At 44.9% G+C, this 17,202-nt stretch carries 14 protein-coding genes; 9 read left to right on the top strand and 5 right to left on the bottom strand.

Features of this window, described 5'->3' with window-relative positions:
• Positions 1-17 precede the first annotated feature (17 nt).
• The 8 genes from HRT75_RS01055 (at position 18) to murI (ending at position 7,998) form a co-directional block, all read left to right on the top strand.
• The gene (locus HRT75_RS01055) at positions 18-674 is read left to right on the top strand and encodes a CBS domain-containing protein (protein ID WP_291182234.1); all 657 of its coding nucleotides are present in this window, start codon (positions 18-20) and stop codon (positions 672-674) included.
• Positions 675-687: 13 nt separating this feature from the next.
• Positions 688-1,581 (top strand): NAD kinase, encoded by an 894-nt coding sequence (locus HRT75_RS01050; protein ID WP_291182123.1) that lies wholly within the window; start codon positions 688-690, stop codon positions 1,579-1,581.
• 93 nt (positions 1,582-1,674) lie between these two features.
• Positions 1,675-2,370 (top strand): DUF6089 family protein, encoded by a 696-nt coding sequence (locus tag HRT75_RS01045; protein ID WP_291182121.1) that lies wholly within the window; start codon positions 1,675-1,677, stop codon positions 2,368-2,370.
• 2 nt (positions 2,371-2,372) lie between these two features.
• Positions 2,373-3,113, top strand: a complete 741-nt coding sequence (locus tag HRT75_RS01040; RefSeq protein ID WP_291182119.1) for an isoprenyl transferase — start codon at positions 2,373-2,375, stop codon at positions 3,111-3,113.
• A 4-nt stretch (positions 3,114-3,117) separates the two neighbouring features.
• On the top strand, positions 3,118-5,667 hold the full coding sequence (bamA, locus tag HRT75_RS01035; RefSeq protein ID WP_291182233.1) for an outer membrane protein assembly factor BamA: 2,550 nt from the start codon (positions 3,118-3,120) through the stop codon (positions 5,665-5,667).
• A gap of 43 nt (positions 5,668-5,710) precedes the next feature.
• Positions 5,711-6,574, top strand: coding sequence for an OmpH family outer membrane protein (locus HRT75_RS01030; protein ID WP_291182117.1), 864 nt, complete (start codon positions 5,711-5,713; stop codon positions 6,572-6,574).
• Between the two features lie 51 nt (positions 6,575-6,625).
• Entirely contained in the window at positions 6,626-7,141 is a 516-nt protein-coding gene (locus tag HRT75_RS01025; RefSeq protein WP_272832969.1) for an OmpH family outer membrane protein, read from the top strand.
• 68 nt (positions 7,142-7,209) lie between these two features.
• The gene (murI, locus tag HRT75_RS01020) at positions 7,210-7,998 is read left to right on the top strand and encodes a glutamate racemase (RefSeq protein ID WP_291182115.1); all 789 of its coding nucleotides are present in this window, start codon (positions 7,210-7,212) and stop codon (positions 7,996-7,998) included.
• Here the strand turns inward: murI and HRT75_RS01015 are convergent.
• Genes HRT75_RS01015 through HRT75_RS01005 form a run of 3 tightly spaced genes read right to left on the bottom strand, consistent with a single transcriptional unit; the run spans position 7,983 to position 11,497 of the window.
• Positions 7,983-8,513, bottom strand: a complete 531-nt coding sequence (locus HRT75_RS01015) for a gamma carbonic anhydrase family protein (protein WP_291182113.1) — start codon at positions 8,511-8,513, stop codon at positions 7,983-7,985. The genes murI and HRT75_RS01015 overlap by 16 nt on opposite strands.
• Positions 8,514-8,519: 6 nt before the next feature.
• On the bottom strand, positions 8,520-9,251 hold the full coding sequence (locus HRT75_RS01010) for a LytTR family DNA-binding domain-containing protein (RefSeq protein WP_291182111.1): 732 nt from the start codon (positions 9,249-9,251) through the stop codon (positions 8,520-8,522).
• Positions 9,248-11,497 (bottom strand): histidine kinase, encoded by a 2,250-nt coding sequence (locus tag HRT75_RS01005; RefSeq protein WP_291182109.1) that lies wholly within the window; start codon positions 11,495-11,497, stop codon positions 9,248-9,250. The genes HRT75_RS01010 and HRT75_RS01005 overlap by 4 nt, the downstream gene beginning before the upstream one ends.
• A gap of 197 nt (positions 11,498-11,694) precedes the next feature.
• On the opposite strand from HRT75_RS01005, the gene HRT75_RS01000 reads away from it, so the two are divergent.
• Positions 11,695-12,864, top strand: a complete 1,170-nt coding sequence (locus tag HRT75_RS01000; protein WP_291182107.1) for a vWA domain-containing protein — start codon at positions 11,695-11,697, stop codon at positions 12,862-12,864.
• Between the two features lie 50 nt (positions 12,865-12,914).
• On the opposite strand, the gene HRT75_RS00995 is transcribed toward HRT75_RS01000, so the two are convergent.
• Together HRT75_RS00995 and HRT75_RS00990 are read right to left on the bottom strand one after the other, a co-directional pair.
• Entirely contained in the window at positions 12,915-13,913 is a 999-nt protein-coding gene (locus HRT75_RS00995; protein WP_272832975.1) for a type IX secretion system membrane protein PorP/SprF, read from the bottom strand.
• Between the two features lie 4 nt (positions 13,914-13,917).
• Positions 13,918-17,202, bottom strand: a 3,285-nt coding sequence (locus HRT75_RS00990) for a T9SS type B sorting domain-containing protein (RefSeq protein ID WP_291182106.1), incomplete at its 5' end; no start/stop codon positions are given.

The following is a 17,202-nucleotide window of genomic DNA, read 5'->3' as shown; positions in this document are numbered from 1 at the left end:
CATAAAAATTATTGGCATTGAATACTGCGGAATACATTATTAACGACGTTAGACCTTTCAACTTGGAAACTATGGTGAGTGAAGTTCAAAATACCTTCAACAATCTCACCTATTCCCATCTGCCGGTTTATAATGAAGGCACTTATTTAGGGTGTATTTCTGAGACTGATGCGCATTGCTTTGAAAGCGACAAGACACTCTTGGAGGTGCAATATGCCTTGGAGGGATTCTTTGTGCGTGAGAATACCAATTGGTTGGATGTATTAGAGGCTTTTGCGCAACATTCCAGCAACATCATGCCTGTCCTTAATGAGGAACAAGAGTATCTCGGCTATTTTGAGTTGGGTGATATCATGAACCTCTTTAGCGAAACGCCCTTCTTACATGAAGCTGGAGGGATCATCATTATTGAAAAGGGAGTCAATGATTATTCCTTTAGTGAGATCTGCCAAATTGTGGAATCTAACGATGCGCGATTATTGGGAGTTTTTGTTTCCCATATGGAGAACGATTTGATCCAAGCTACGGTAAAGATTGCGCCTACCGGCATCAATACCATTGTACAGACCTTTAGACGTTACGGCTACAATATTGTATCTCAACATGCGGAGGACACCTATCTGGACAGCCTAAAAGCGCGTTCCAAGTATTTGGACAAATACCTCAATATGTAATTAGGCCTCAGGCATGAAGATCGCGATCTACGGACAGTTTTATCACAAGAACTCAGGCGGTTATATCGCTTCAGTACTCAATGCGCTTGACAAAGCCCAAGCTGATGTATTCATAGAAGCGAACTTTTTGGAACTCATCCGCGCTAATGAAAACATTGAGAAAGACTACGAAGCCTTTGAAACCTTCACGCACTTAGACGACTCTTACGATCTGTTCTTTAGTATTGGTGGTGATGGAACCATTTTACGTTCCATTACATATGTCAAAGATCTAAACATCCCGATTGTTGGAATCAACACAGGACGTCTCGGATTTTTAGCCACCATCCAAAAAGACGACCTCAAAGAACATATTGATCAAATACTCGACGGCCAATATAGCATTTCCGAACGCAGCCTTTTACAGGTTAAGACCACTCCTGCCAATGCCATGGATGGCGTTTTGAACTTTGCGCTCAACGAGGTAGCGGTAAATAGAAAGAACACCACCAGCATGATCCGTGTTGCGACAGAGCTAAACGGTGAGTACCTTACCAGTTATTGGTCAGACGGTTTGATCGTTGCTACACCTACTGGCTCCACCGGGTATTCCTTGAGCTGTGGTGGACCAGTAATTGATCCGCAATCCAATTCCTTTGTGATCACTCCAATTGCACCGCACAATTTGAATGCAAGACCTTTTGTGATTCCTGACGATACTACTATCGGACTGCAAGTCTACGGCAGGGAAGATTCTTATTTGCTTTCCTTGGATTCTCGAATCGTTACTTTAAGCAATGATACCGAGGTTGAGATCACCCGAGCACCCTTTACAATTTCATTGGTTCAGCTCAATCACGACAGCTTTATCAAAACCATTCGCCAGAAGCTACTTTGGGGCGAAGACAAGCGCAATTTCAAACAATAAAACAGGCGTTTTACTGTTTTACTTCTCGGAGGATACAGCGAAGGCTGTGGATACCTCAAGTTTATTGTTATATTTGCACGTTTTTTCAGGGATATGAGGGCCTTATTTTTGCTGTTTTTTATGGGATTAGGAAGCTTTTTGAGCTTCGGACAAACCTACGAGATCGGAGCCGTTCTAGGTGGAACCAATTTTATTGGTGATGTAGGACGCACCAATTACATCTCGCCCAACACCCTGCACTTTGGTGGGATCTTAAAATGGAATCGCGGACCAAGACACGCATTTCGCTTTACTTTGATCCAATCCAACCTCAAAGGAGACGATAACAAATCCAGCGAAACCAGACGTGCCCAACGCGGTTTAACTTTCACGAATTCCATAACAGAAGCTTCTCTCGGTTTGGAATTTAACTTCGTGGAATTCAGCATGTATTCCGGCAGACCGCAGCGTACACCGTATTTATACACCGGTTTGACGTATTTTCGATATAATAACCTTTTTAGGGACCCTAATACCGATGTGATTCGTAAATTTGACAGCGCCTGGGATTTCGCGATCCCAATGGTAGTGGGTTACAAAGCCACACTGGGAACTAAAATGATTCTCGGATTGGAAATTGGGGCCAGATATACCTTAACAGACGCCTTGGACGGAAGTAATCCTGTAAAGGATCTTGCCGAAGACCAAAGCTTAAAATTCGGCAATTTAAACAGCGACGATTGGTATGTATTTACAGGGCTAACCCTGAGTTTTACCTTTGGTCGACAACCGTGTTATTGTAATTTCTAAGGATGAGCAAACTAGATCGTATTGACCAAGCAAAGCTTCCGAAGCACCTGGCCGTTATTATGGACGGCAACGGACGCTGGGCAAAAAAGCACGGTCTTTTCAGAACCAAGGGTCACGAAAGTGGTACCAAAGCGGTTAAAGAAATTGTTGAATGTGCAGCCGAATTAGGAATACCTTTTTTAACACTTTACGCCTTTTCCACTGAAAACTGGAATAGACCCAAATTAGAGGTTCAAACCCTGATGAAACTCTTGGTCTCCAGTTTGAAAAAGGAAGTAGAAACCCTCCAGAAAAACAACATTCGCTTAGGTGCTATTGGAGCGCTGAATGACTTGCCCAGCAAGGCCAGAACGGAATTGAATGAAGTGATTGAAGCGACCAAGGACAACGAGCGAATGACCTTGACTTTGGCCTTGAGTTATGGCTCCCGAGAGGAAATCACAAAAACTATTAAAGAAATAAGTTCCAAAGTTAAAAATAATATAATTTCGATTGAAGAGATTGATGAAGACGTTATAAATAAGCATCTTTACACGCTTAATTTACCGGACGTGGATCTGTTGATTCGCACCAGTGGAGAGCAGCGTATAAGCAACTTTTTACTATGGCAGATCGCTTATGCGGAATTATATTTTACAGAGGTACTTTGGCCCGATTTTAGAAAGGAACATCTACTCGAGGCTATCCTGAATTATCAAAACAGAGAACGCAGATTTGGAAAGACCAGTGAACAACTCAACTAACACTATATTTTTGAATTCCTATAAAAGAACACTACCCCTTCTCCTTTTATTCTTTTTGCTGAGCTTTTCGAGCTACGGTCAGAAACGTGACCTTGACGCAAACCGCAAATACGAGATCGGCAATATTGAGATCACGGGACTCAAAAGTTACAACGCACAAACGGTACTTACCTTTACCGGCCTTAAAACTGGAGAACGCATTTACGTTCCTGGCCAACGTTTGAGCGATATCATTACCAACCTTTGGGATCAGAACCTGTTCTCAGACATCAGTATTTATGTTACCCGCATGGAAGGCGATGTGGTTGACCTGGAGATCAACATCCAAGAACTGCCAACGCTGAACAATGTTTCTATCTCGGGGATCCGCGATAGAAAGGCACGTGACATCATTAACGACAACGAACTTAAAAAAGGGCAAAAGGTTACGCAAAACCTCTTGACCACTACCAAGAATTACATCTTGAATAAATACCGTGAGCAAGGATTCTTGAATGCTCAGGTAATTATGAGTACGACCAATGTAATGGATTCCATTACTGGTTTGGAAACAAAACAAGACTTGGCCATTGCTATTGATAAAGGCGAAAGAGTTAAGGTAGACGAGATCACCTTTAACGGTAACGAAGCTTTGACGGATGCCAAACTTCAAAAGGCCATGAAGAATACCAAAAAGAGATTCCCGCTTCGTTTTTGGAAACGCTCTAAGTATATCGAAGACGATTACAAGGCCGACAAAGAATCTATTTTGGACAAGTACAAGGAAAACGGATATCGCGACGCACGTATCGTTAGCGACACCTTGATCCGTAAAGATGACAATACTGTTGCCCTGGAACTTACTGTGGAAGAAGGAAACCAATACTACTTTGGAGATATTGATTTCATTGGAAACAGTGTATTTAGCGACGAACTTTTAAGCCGTGTTCTAGGAATCCAAAAAGGAGACACTTACAACGGGGTGTTGCTGGAAGAGCGCATTGCTGATGTAGGAGATCCAGAGGCTTTAGACCTCACCAACCAATATCAGAATAACGGTTACCTCTTCTCTAGAATTAACCCAGTAGAGGTAAACGTAAGAAACGACACCATAGATTTCGAGATCCGTATCATTGAAGGGAAACCTGCATATTTTGATCACGTAACTGTTGTGGGTAACACCCGTACTAACGACCACGTAGTGTATCGCGAACTCAGAACCCGTCCTGGAGAGATCTACTCTAAGGCCAATGTGGTACGTACCGTTCGTGAATTAGGGCAAGTAGGATATTTTGATCCGGAGCAGATCGCGCCAAACTTCAAGAACGTTGATCCAAACTCAGGAACCTTAGACATGGAATACTCCGTAGTTGAGAAAGGTTCTAGCCAGATCGAACTTCAAGGTGGTTACGGTGGAGGTGGATTCGTAGGAACCGTTGGACTGTCGTTCAACAACTTCTCGATCAGAAACATCTTTAACGGAAAAGCGTATAAACCGCTTCCTATGGGAGACGGACAAACGCTTTCCTTACGTGCACAGGCCAGTACGTTCTTCCAAACCTATAGCTTATCATTCATTGAGCCTTGGTTAGGCGGACGTAAGCCGATCCAATTCTCAGCCTCGTTCTCACACACGGTGCAGTTCTTCTTCGACTTTAGAAGTAGAGACGCAGACCGATCTAGAAAATTCTTGATCACAGGTGGATCACTAGGTATTGCCAAGCGCTTGAAATGGCCGGATGACTTCTTCCAGATCTCACACGCGGTAAGTTTCCAGCACTTTGACTTGAAGAACTACATCACCAACCTCTTTACTTTTGGTGACGGATTCTCAAACAACTTGGCCTATACCATTGGAGTGAGTCGTGATAATACTACGGTAAACCCGATCTATCCTTTGGGAGGTTCTCAATTTGCCCTTACGGCTAAATTGACGCCGCCTTGGTCACTCTTTAGCAGCACAGACTTTGGAAACTTGCAGAACGATCCAGAATTCCAAGACGCTAACGGAAATCCGGATCAAGCGAAAATTGACCAAGAGCGATTCAAGTGGTTGGAATTCTATAAGATCAAATTCAACGCGACTTGGTATACGCGGGTAGTTGACAAACTTGTACTGAGAACGCATGCGGAGTTCGGTTTCTTAGGAGCCTATAACAACGACCGTGGAATCCCTCCTTTTGAGCGTTTCTTTGTCGGTGGTGACGGACTAGGAGCTTTCAGTTTGGACGGACGAGAAGTGGTTCAGCTGCGTGGATATCCAAACCAATCTTTATCCACCATTGATGGAAATACGATTTTCAACAAATTTACGTTAGAATTGCGTTACCCTATCAGTTTGAAACAACTGGCAACAATATACGCGCTGACGTTTATAGAAGGAGGAGCGGCTTGGGATAGTTTTAGAGATTATAATCCCTTCGTTATTAATCGTTCTGCTGGCGCAGGAATCCGTATATTTATGCCTGCGTTTGGACTTTTGGGAATCGATTTCGGATACGGTTTCGACCCTATTCCTGGTGGAATCGAGCCTAATGGATGGGAAACGCATTTTATAATTGGTCAACGCTTTTAAACGCTTTGGCACGATATTTTCTATTACTCAACTGACTAAGACTATGCGATTAAAATTAATTCTCTTGGTATCTGCCCTAATGATCGGCAGCTTGAGCTATGCGCAACGCGGAGCGCGCATCGGTTATATCGATATGGAATACATTCTGGAAAACGTTCCAGAATACCAAGAGGCTTCCCTGCAATTGGACAACAAAGTTCAACAGTGGAAAAAGGATATTGAAAAAAGATTGGCAGAGGTGGATCAAATGAAGGTGGACCTTAGTAACGAACGTGTTTTGCTTACTAAGGAACTCATTGAAGAACGCGAAGAAGAGATTCAACTCAAGCAAGATGAAGTATTGGATTACCAACAAAAGCGATTTGGACCTAATGGCGATTTGGCCATCCAACGCAGACAATTGGTACAGCCCGTGCAAGATCAGGTCTTCAACATTGTTCAGGAGATCGCACAGGCTAAGAAATACGATTTCATCTTTGACAAGTCTGCAGACATTGTGATGCTATTCGCTGCGGAGCGCAACGATATTAGTGATCAAGTGGTACGGGCCATCAACAGAGCGGCAAAACGTACTCAAGCGACGTCTAAAAAGGACAAAGAAGAGATTGAAGCTCGTGAGTCACTTTCTGCAGAAGAAGATGCAGTAGTGACTGCTAAAGAGCAAGAGATCGAAGCCAAGAACGCTGAACGAGCCGCAGCTGCTGCCGCTCAGAAGACAGAAAGAGAAACACTTTTAGCAGAGCGCAAACGAGTTCGTGATTCAGTTCGCGCCGCTAAGAAAGCAGAATTTGATGCAAAGCGCGCACGTTTGCTAGCGGAGCGCCAAGCTAGAAAAGATTCCATCGATGCAGCACGTGCTGCCCGCCGAAATAATAACGGTGACGATGATGATGGCGGAGGCCTATAACTCAAACAAAATTGATAATCTATAATACTTATAAACATTAATACAATTACAATGAAACATTTGAAATCTTTATGCGTAGCGTTGGTGTTGTTTGTTGGAGCTACCGGATTTGTGCAGGCGCAAGATGTGGCTAAGACTGCCCATATTGACACCCAAAAGTTGGTAGAAGCTATGCCGAGCATGGTTGACGCACAAAACCAATTAAAGAAGTTGCAAGCCACTTACGATGCTGAGATCAAAACTATGGCTCAGGAGTGGGAAGCTAAAATGAAGCAATACAATGCTGAAGCTGAGAGCAAGACTGATGATGAGAATATCCGTCGCTCTAAAGAGGTTCAGGACATGCAGAAGAAAATTCAAGAGTATCAGCAAAACGCACTTAAGGACCTTCAACAAAAAGAAGTTGACCTTATGACTCCACTATTGGAAAAAGCGCGTGCAGCCATCCAAAAAGTGGCTCGTGCACAAGGTTACCAATACGTATTGGATTGTGCAGTAGGAAACGGAGTTATCCTTTGTGATGGTCCAGACCTATTGGATGCTGTAAAGAAAGAGATGGGAATCTAATCCATACTTTCTCAAAACTTTTCAAAACTGCCTTCGGAATCCCGGAGGCAGTTTTTTATTTTTAGCGTATGAAGCTCAAAGGACCTATTGGCATATTTGATTCTGGCGTTGGCGGCACTTCTATCTGGCGTGCTATTGAAGCACAAATGCCCTTAGAGCATACGTTGTATTTAGCCGATAGCAGGAACGCACCTTATGGCAAAAAGTCCAAAGAAGCGATTTTAGGCCTTTGTATAAAGAACACCGAGTTTCTTATTGCGGCAGGTGCAAAGATTATTGTGGTGGCCTGTAATACCGCCACTACCAACGCTATTGATTATCTCCGCAAGAATTACGAGCTTCCATTTATTGGCATAGAACCCGCCATAAAACCCGCTGCACTCCAAACGCGAACCAAGAGCGTGGGTATCCTTGCCACGCAAGGCACCTTGAGTAGCGCGCTGTTTGCAAAGACCTCAGAGACCTTTGCCAAAGACGTTGAAGTTATTGAGGTCATAGGTACAGGCCTGGTTGAGCTTATTGAAAGCGATCAAATAGACAGTCCAGAGATGGAATCGCTGTTAATGAAATACCTAACTCCTATGAAAGCGGCAAATATTGATCATTTGGTTTTAGGTTGCAGTCACTACCCGTATTTGATTCCCAAGATCAAAACCTTGTTAAATGAAGAGGTAAAGATCATTGATAGCGGGGAAGCCGTTGCGCGTCAAACCCAAAGAATTCTAGAAGAACACTCCCTGAGTTATGCGTATAAAAAGCCATCCCATCAGTTTTACACCAATGGGGACCCAAAGGTGATCTCAAAGATTTTGGAAGATCATCCCGCGCCAAAAAGCATCAGCTATAAAGATTTCTGATCCGGATCTGTAAACCAAGAAGCGTACTTCACATAATTATTTGCAATCCGATCGATCTCACCAGAAGAAAGCTCTGGACTCACCGATTTGATCTTCTTGGCAGGCATACCTGCAAAAATACTACCAGCGGGAACGTGGGTGTTTTTGGTTAGAACAGCTCCGGCAGCAATGATACTACCCGACTCCACCACACAATCATCCATAATTATACTGCCCATACCAACCAAGACATTATCGTGAATGGTACAGCCATGAACAATCGCATTGTGACCAATGGAAACATTATTGCCAATGGTAGTCGGAGACTTTTTGTAGGTTGCATGGATTACTGCTCCGTCTTGGATATTCACTTGCTCGCCAATTTTAATATAATGCACATCACCTCTAAGTACCGCGTTAAACCATACACTGCAGCGCGGGCCCATAGTAACTTCTCCAACTATGGTTGCATTGGGTGCTATAAAACAGTCTTCGGGGATCTGCGGATGAATACCGCGAACGGGTAAAATATGCATGCTTTGTTATTTAAAGTAAGAGAGTAAGGCGGATTTCTTCGCGGCTGAGACCAAGAGTTCTTTTCCATTGCTCAAAACCACACTCCCACCCTTGCCTTTGTTGTAAGCTACTACGGCATTGACATTCACCAAATAGGATTTGTGAATTCTGGCAAAGCCTTGATCGGCTAGGATATCTTCAAAGTATTTTAGGGTTTTACTGACCAGCTTCTTGCCCTTCTCTAAATAGATCTGTGTATAATTATCATCGGCCTGGCAATAGAGAATATCATCTACCGCCAAAACCTCAAAACCCGATTGAAGCGGAATAGTGATCTTCCCTTGAACTTGTTTTGATGAGGGCACCAAAACCTGATCTTGCAAACGCTCTTCTTGCTGTTTGATCTCTGTAACATAGTCCACAGCCTTGATGAGCTCATCAATTGAGATCGGCTTAAGCAAATAGTAAGAAGCGTGTGCATTAAGAGCATCGATGGCGTAGTGATCATAGGCCGTCACAAATACAGTCTCAAAGGTTCTATCGCCTACCTTGTCCAAAAGATCAAAAGCGTTACCATAAGGCATTTCCACATCCAAGAATACCAGCTCCAGACTATTATTGCGAATCAAGGTCAGGCCTTCTTCAATTCCAGCTGCCTCCCCTACCAGTTCCACACTAGGACAGTATTTTTTGAGGTAGTTTCTTAGAATTTCCCGGCTGGTTTCTTCGTCTTCTACGATGATGGCTTTTAAGATCATTGGTCTTTCTTTACAATAAGGCTTACACGTGTACCGCTACCATCTGTTTGCAGATCACTCACAGTGACGTCTACCTTGTCTTTATACATTTGATTCAGGATCTGGATACGTTTTTTGATATTACCCATTCCTTTAGATTGCTGCTTTTTCTGATTGGCCGTTTTGAGCTCCTTAGACTTTTTACGTCCTATTCCATCATCGGTGATGGTAATGGTGATGGTCTCTGAATCAGTTTGATCAAAACGCACTTCCAATTTGCCTTTGGTCTCTTTATAGCGCAGTCCGTGCCATACCGCATTCTCAATATAGGGCTGCAGCAGCATAGGCGGGATCACAAAATCGTCTACATGAAGTTTTTCATCTAAGATGATCTCATAATCAAACTTATCCTTAAAACGGAAGTGCTCCAATTTGGTGTAAATACTCAACAGGTCGATCTCTTTAGATAACGGAATAAAATCCTCCTCGCTGTTTTCCAGTACGGAACGCATCAGCCTGGAAAAATCAGATAGATATTTATTGGCAGTGCGCTCGTCACTACTGGCTATAAAACTGTTTACAGAATTCAAGGCATTGAAAATAAAATGCGGATTCATCTGAGTGCGCAACGATTTTAACGCCAAAAGGTTGTTGGCGTATTTCTGCTGACGAATGCCTTTGTTTAAGAAATAAGCCATCGCTAAAAGCAAGACAGCCAAGGCTACAAGTGAGGCAATGATCCATTTTTGAACTTTGTTGTTCTTTTCGATGAGTTCTTGATTCTCAAAAGCCAATTTATAGCGCGACTCATTGAGTTGTCGCTCATTTTCCAAACTGGTAATGCGGTTTTGCTTTAAGGCAATATCACGACTGAAACGCGCTGCTTGAGACAGCTCCTGCTCCTTTCTGCGATAGAGTTCATCCACCACGGCAACATAATTCTCATAACTGCTGGCGGACTTCTCTGCCATGCCCAGATCTCGGAATACCTCTGATAGTTTTCTGGTCGCGTCTTTTTGGACCACGAGATCACCACTCGCGTCCGCCTGGGCAATACTTTTCTCTAAGTAAGGAATGGCCGCTTGGTAATTGTCTTGAGCGACTAAAGCGTTGGCAATTTTGTAATTCTGACGTTGTGGAGTCAAGTCTTCTACCACATCATCCGCTGCCGTAATGGTAGAAAGGTCAATAGAGTCCAACATATTGAGCGTCTCCGTACGCAGCTTGATCTCTTTGTCAAAGTCACGGTTGGCATTGTAAAAGTCGGCCACCTTAGTTTGCTCTTTTACGGAGCGAACCTCGCTTTCATCTGCCGCTAATTCCAAAGAGCTTTCAAAATAATCATTGGCAATTGCTGGCGAACCCGCTGCGGCGTATGCCTCTCCAATTTTTGAATTAAGATTGGTAATCTTTGGAGTGATCAAATGATCTTTGGCTACTTGAAGACCGCGTTGGTAATTGTCTACTGCATTTTCTAAGTCTCCAATGGCGATATAGGTATCGCCCAGCCCTTCATAGACCTCTACAGTTTGATAGTTGGTCAGATCCTTTTCCAAGAGCTGCTGATAGGCCTGTAGGCTCTCTTGATGATTCTTGTTGTTGCGATAGGTGCGCGCCAGCTTTATTTCTACTTCTGTTTTAGGAAGACTGCGCAGACTGCTTTTGTAGTTCTCCACCGCCAGATCGTGTTGCAACCAATAGTCGTTGATGTCCCCCAAGGTCTCAAAGGCAATTCCATTTTGTGCCGGAGTTGGGCGCTGATCGCGAGTAGATTCCAAAGCTTGTGTCACATACTCAATACTCTTTTTCGCATCCTGCTTTAGATAACTCTTGGCAGAATCAATATACTTAGGAAACACATTGGTGTACTGCTGCTTTCTAGAAGATAACTTCTTCTGACTTAGTTCATCATTTTCTGTGCCTGGTGCTTTTTTGACCAAAATCCGAACCGATTGATCGTCCTGAATTTCATAATAAACCGTCTCAAAAGCATCACTGGTCACGATGAGTTGATCCCCAATGCGCGCGCGAATACTAAAGTCTCCTGCGGCATCTGTTGTAGTGTAAGCGCCCCCTGATATTTCGATGTTGGCATTACTGATCGGTTCCAAAAGCTCATCGTCAAAAATGCTCCCTTTAAGCGTAAAACTCTCACGAGGTTGCAGGCGCGTTCGACCATCACTATTGGCATCGACCTGAGCTAGGCTCATCGGAACGAATCCAAACAGAAGTAGTATAAGCAATAGATATGTGTATCGAGCTTGCATAGTGATGTAAACTTAGGCTTTTTTAAGCAGTAAAGAAAACCGCTCAGTGACCATAAATGCTAATATTGGGCCAAAATTGACCACTTGCCTAAAACCAGAGTGAAGTTCCCTAAACGACTAGCATCGTTGCCTCATTCTGACTTTTTCTTTCAGACCTGTCCCGCTAGTTTTACCTCAGTAAAATAAAAAATATCGACATGAAACGAATTTTGATAGCAAGCTGTATTCTGGGCATGACATTACTGCCCTCTTGCAAAGGTGAAGTAAGCGATAATGAGAAGGATCTGACCATCGCTACCAATGCACCTACAACCAACAATCCCAATAAGCACTTTATTAAAGTAGCCCTTTTATTAGACACCAGTAATTCCATGGACGGTCTTATTGATCAGGCCAAGGCTCAACTTTGGGAGATCGTAAATGAACTTTCTTATGCGCGTTGTAAATCAGTACAACCCAACTTGCAAATTGCTCTTTATGAATATGGCAATGATGGGTTGCCGAGTCAGGAAGGACATATCAGACAGGTGCTCAACTTTACCAATGACTTGGATGAAGTATCTAAAGAGCTTTTTTCTTTAAGTACTAATGGAGGTAGTGAGTACTGCGGACAAGTGGTTCAGACCTCCTTAAACCAATTGAATTGGGGTAAAGATGGAGACGATCTTAAAATGGTATTCATTGCCGGAAACGAACCCTTTACTCAAGGAACTGTAAACTATGTTGACGCCGCTCAAGACGCTAAGGAAAAAGGAGTGGTCGTTAATACTATTTTCTGCGGAGACTTCAATCAAGGAGTTCACACGAAGTGGAAGGATGGAGCGGATTTGACTTACGGAGATTATATGGCCATTGACCACAATCAGCGTACCGTGCATATTGCATCGCCTTATGACGATGTGATCTTACAACTGAATCTTAAACTCAACAATACCTATGTGCGTTATGGCGCCATTGGATATGCTAAGGCTGAACAACAAGCCGTTCAAGACAGCAATGCAGAATCTTACGGAAAAGCTAATGCAGTGAGCAGAACAGTAAGTAAGGGAAGTGGAATGTATAAGAATACTTCTTGGGATCTTGTTGATGCCATTGAAGCTGATGAGGATTTCGAATTGGAAGAATTAGAGGAAGAATACCTCCCTGAAGAGCTGAAAGGAAAAACTCCAGAAGAGATTAAAGCTTATGTTGCTGAGCAGGCAGCGGTCAGAGCTGAGATTCAAAAGGAGATTCAAAAGCTCAATGAAAAACGCCGCTTATTCATTGCAGAGAAGCAAAAAGAAGAAGGCACTAACGGCCTAGGTAACGCTATGCTGGAAGCCATTAAAAAGCAGGCAGAAAAGAAAAATTACACTTGGGAACGCTAGTTACAACAAGCTAGAAAAAGAAAAAGCCCCGAATCATCGGGGCTTCTTTATTAGTTAATCGCAGGACAATTACAATCGTATTCCTCTCTGCGTTTTCCAAAGTCAAAACCTAAGGTGATCTGGTGGAATCCACCGGTATCGAATCGGACCGTTCCAATTTGGTAAGAGTAGGTGTAAGCGAACATCCACTGCCCGTAGTTCACCCCAACAATAGGAGTAACCAACTGCAACTTCTGATCACCAATATTCACTCCATCTAAGAACTCCGCTCCGTCAAAACTTCTGCGGTAAGACAAGGCACCCCAAACAGTACCAAAGTCAAGTTCCTTGTAGGCTTTGAAGTTTAAGTCAATGAACTTCTCTCCGGTACGCTCCGTAAGTTGAAACAAAGTGGACGGCTCAAAGGTCCATCCGCTGTAACGCGTTGAAAAGGTGTATGCAGCAGAAAGCAAGTAACGTCTTTGATTTGCTGATTCAAACTCTTCGGAGAACAAACCTCTATTTCTGAATATCAGGTTCTTTACCGTAAAGTGTGCAGAAAAATCCAAGAAGTTATAAGACGCTCCAACGTCTACGTTAAAGTAAGACGTACTTTGAATAATCCCAGCAATTACCGGGTCAAAGTCATTCAAGTCAAAATTGGTCTCATCCAAGGAAGATTGTACCAAACCAGCACTCAAACCAAATGATAATTGATTAAGATCTACAGGAGATCTTGAAAACATTATGTGGTGCGCATAAGTCAGGTATCCTCCAGTCTGTGAGTGGAAACCGTTTTGGTCATTGAATAAGATTGCTCCAATTCCCGACTGATCCCCAAGTCTAGCATTAAAGGCCAAAGTTTGTAAGTTCGGCGCATCATTTTGATCAAACCATTGCTGTCTAGCCGATAGCCTGATCTGGTTACTGTTTGCAGCCCCAGCCATAGATGGATGGAGTAGATATAGATTATCTGAAAGGTAATCCGAGTACACAGGTATTCCCTCCTGTGCATTCATTATACCGCATACAAGTAGGGCAATAATCGGGGATAATTTCTTCAAGTTCATGCAATTATCTTTTTAAGGTAAAGTGTCCTCTAAATTCTTTTTCAATTTCGTCTTCGTCATAGATCACTTGGAACCAGTAATCACTTGACGGCATTGGGTTGCCGTTGTAGGTTCCGTCCCATCCTGGACCTAGTGGACTCAGCTGCTTGAGTAACTTTCCAAATCTGTCAAATATATAAATTTTTGCCGTAGGGTTACTGGCGATTCCTATGATGTTCCAAGTGTCGTGGAAGCCGTCTTGGTTCGGCGTGAAGAACAGCGGATAGTCAATCACTCCTACCGGTATACTCACGCTTCCACAGCCGTTCTGATCCACGATGGTCACAATGTGATCTCCCGGAGTCACATTGGTGAACAGTCCACTCTCCTGAAGCGGTCCGTCATCCAATTGGAAGAAGTATACTCCCAACCCTGTGGCCTCCGCCTGGATCTGATGATCCTCTGCAAAGGCGTTGCTGATCACCTCGGCACTGAAGCTCGTCGGTGGTGAAGATACCGTCACCGTGGTCGAGGCCTCCGCACTACAGCCCAGTCCGCTGGTGGTCTCCGTAGCGATCACCGTATAGGTGCCGCCCGCTCTGGCTACGATGCTCGCCGTGGTCTCTGGCAATGGATTGCCGTTTAAGAACCACTCAAAAGTGTAGTCCAGATCACTTAGACCCGTGTTGATCACCGGTGGTGAAGACTCACCCGATTCGTTCTGGATCGGATTACCAAACTCATCCACACACAGTCTGTAGCTGTCCTCCAAGGTGATCACCGGCAGTGGTGATACCTCCAAGGTCACCGTAGTGATAGCAAAGCAGTCCGTGTCCGTATTGGTCACCCGTGCCCAGATCACTTGTGGGTTGCTCGTATTGATATAGCTGTCCGGTAGTGCGTTGTCTCCCGTGGTGGCATCCACCTCGTTTTCGTGGTAGCTCACTACATAGATCACCGGATCCTGTCCGTTTAGTATCTCTGCATCTTGTGTAGAGAGGGTGAACTCCCCAATACCGTCCGTGCCATCGCCTATATTATCACAAATGCGGTACACCGCTGCTGGTGCGGTGGCCGTGGCGCCTTCTCTAACCTCGATGTTAAAACTCTGCGTGGCCGAGTAACAGCCCGTCACCGTATTGGTAATGCGTACATAGATCGTCTGTGGGTTACTCACATTCACAAAGGCCTCGGGTGTGGCAATCGCATTGATGCCCGCATCAGCGTCGGCCTCCACCTCGTGGAAGGTGATCACTAGGTCCGTTGGATCTTGTCCGCCTAAGATCTCTGGGATCTTGGTGTTCAGATCAAAGGTCGCCACTCCATCGGTAGCCAGCTCACAGATGATGTAATCACTCACCTCTGGCGTCTCTGGTAGTGGGTGGACAATGATCGGTAGCTCTACTAATGTGAAGCAGCCTGTGGTGTCGTTGGTAATGCGTACCCAGATGATCTGTGGCGTCTCGGTATTGCTGTAGGCCGTTGGGTCTGGGATGGCCAGTAGTGGGTCGCCCGTCTGTGCATCAGCCTCAGTCTCATAATAACTGGCCGATACTCCGGGTTCTCCGCCGATGATCTCTGCCTCTCTTTGGGTCAGATCAATCACCTCTATCCCATCACCTACCGTAACTTCGTCACACACCTCGATCGGATCGGGGTTCGTGTTCGGAGATGGGTTAGGCAATACTCTTATCGTTAAGGTCGTAAACGACACACAGCCCGTGTCGCCGTCCGTCACTCGTACCCAGATCGTCTGTGGGTTCACCGTGTTGGTGTAGTCCGTCGCTGGGTCTATCGCATCCGTATCGTTTTGTGCGTCTGTCTCTGTGGTATAGTACTGTACCAATAAGCCTGGCGCTCCTAGGGTAATGTCGTCCTCTGCCTGAGTCAGATCAAAGCTTGCAAAACCATCTGCTGTCTCGTCATCACAACGCTCCAAGGCATCCAGATCGCCCGGTGCGGCAATCACTGGTGGTAAACTTACAATCAGCTCAAAGCTGCCCACACTCGCGCAGCCCGTTAGTGGATCAAACAGGCGTACCCAGATCGTCTGTGGGTTGGTCGTGTTCACAAAGGCCGTTGGCGTTACTATAGGCATCACTCCTGCCAAGGCGTCTGCCTCGCTCAAGTGGTAGCTCAGATCCAGCGTCGCTGGGTCCTGTGTGCCGTAGATCTCTGGATCCTTCGTCGTTAGATCAAACACTGCGATGCCGTCGTCGTCATCGTCACAGATCACAAAGTCTTCAATCTCTAAGGGAAGCTCTGGAGAGTTCAGTACGATAAGCTCCAACTCTACAATGGCAAAGCAGCCCGTTAGGGTGTTCTCTACTCTGGCGTAGACAATCTGGCTGTAGGCCACAATGTTCGCATAAGGGGATACTAGTGGGAACAGATCGGCCTCGGCATCTGCCAAGGTCTCGTGGTAGCTCACCACAACATCAGGCTCCCCGTTGATGATCTCAATGTCTCTATCGGTCAGTATAAAACTGTCTACAAAACCGTCGTTGTCCGCATCACAGATCTCAATCGGTGTGGGATCTGGTGTGGGACTCGGTTGTGGGTTTACTCGTAAGTCTAAGGTCACCACATCACTTACAAAACAGCCCGTGTCCGGGTCTTCTACCCGTACAAAGATCGTCTGTGGGTTGCTCGTGTTGGTGTAGGGACTCGTCAGTGGGTTGTCTCCCGCATCGGCATCAGCAGCAGTCTCGTGGTAGGTCACAATCAAAGAAGTGTCTCCTCCCGTGATCTCTGCCGTGGCCAGCTCCAAATCAAACTCCTCAACCTCGTCGCCCGGATTGTTCACATCACACAGCTCCAAAGGAGTCGGTGGGAATACCCGCGGTGGGAAGTTTACTATCAGCTCTAAAGTGGTGGTAGAGCTGCACATATTGGTGTTATCCGTCACCAAAACAAAGACCGTCTGTGGGTTGGTCAAGTTCGTATAGGCCGTAGCCGGAGCGATCAGTGAAGTGAAGGCCGCATCCTCATAATACTCTACCGTGTAATCCGCAGGATCCAAGCCATCCAAAATCTCCGGATCTTTCACCGTCAAATCAAATACCACAATGCCGTCGTCATTGTCGTCACAGGCTAAAAGTGGTTCTGGATCAACAATCTGAGGCGTGTCTAATACGATGAGTTGGAGTTCTACGACTACAAAACAGTCCTCTACTAGAGGCGTTTCTACTCGCGCATAGATGGTTTGTGTTCCAAATACAATGTTGTTGTTCGGACTTGTCAATGGCAATAGTCCGCTCTCTGCGTTGGCTTCCGTCTCGTGATAGGTTACCGTGAGGGTTGGATCGCC

The sequence above is a fragment of the Gilvibacter sp. genome (assembly GCF_013214815.1).
Lineage (GTDB): Bacteria > Bacteroidota > Bacteroidia > Flavobacteriales > Flavobacteriaceae > Gilvibacter.
The sequence above is the reverse complement of the archived record's forward strand: the minus strand, read 5'-3'. Positions and strand labels throughout refer to the sequence as shown.

What these genes read in the sequence shown, in the direction of transcription:
- HRT75_RS01050 (WP_291182123.1), top strand. Translation starts at nt 688, where the DNA reads ATGAAGATCGCGATCTACGGACAGTTTTATCACAAGAACTCAGGCGGT.
- HRT75_RS01045 (WP_291182121.1), top strand. Translation starts at nt 1,675, where the DNA reads ATGAGGGCCTTATTTTTGCTGTTTTTTATGGGATTAGGAAGCTTTTTG.
- HRT75_RS01040 (WP_291182119.1), top strand. Translation starts at nt 2,373, where the DNA reads ATGAGCAAACTAGATCGTATTGACCAAGCAAAGCTTCCGAAGCACCTG.
- HRT75_RS01030 (WP_291182117.1), top strand. Translation starts at nt 5,711, where the DNA reads ATGCGATTAAAATTAATTCTCTTGGTATCTGCCCTAATGATCGGCAGC.
- HRT75_RS01025 (WP_272832969.1), top strand. Translation starts at nt 6,626, where the DNA reads ATGAAACATTTGAAATCTTTATGCGTAGCGTTGGTGTTGTTTGTTGGA.
- murI (WP_291182115.1), top strand. Translation starts at nt 7,210, where the DNA reads ATGAAGCTCAAAGGACCTATTGGCATATTTGATTCTGGCGTTGGCGGC.
- HRT75_RS01015 (WP_291182113.1), bottom strand. Translation starts at nt 8,513, where the DNA reads ATGCATATTTTACCCGTTCGCGGTATTCATCCGCAGATCCCCGAAGAC.
- HRT75_RS01010 (WP_291182111.1), bottom strand. Translation starts at nt 9,251, where the DNA reads ATGATCTTAAAAGCCATCATCGTAGAAGACGAAGAAACCAGCCGGGAA.
- HRT75_RS01005 (WP_291182109.1), bottom strand. Translation starts at nt 11,497, where the DNA reads ATGCAAGCTCGATACACATATCTATTGCTTATACTACTTCTGTTTGGA.
- HRT75_RS01000 (WP_291182107.1), top strand. Translation starts at nt 11,695, where the DNA reads ATGAAACGAATTTTGATAGCAAGCTGTATTCTGGGCATGACATTACTG.
- HRT75_RS00995 (WP_272832975.1), bottom strand. Translation starts at nt 13,913, where the DNA reads ATGAACTTGAAGAAATTATCCCCGATTATTGCCCTACTTGTATGCGGT.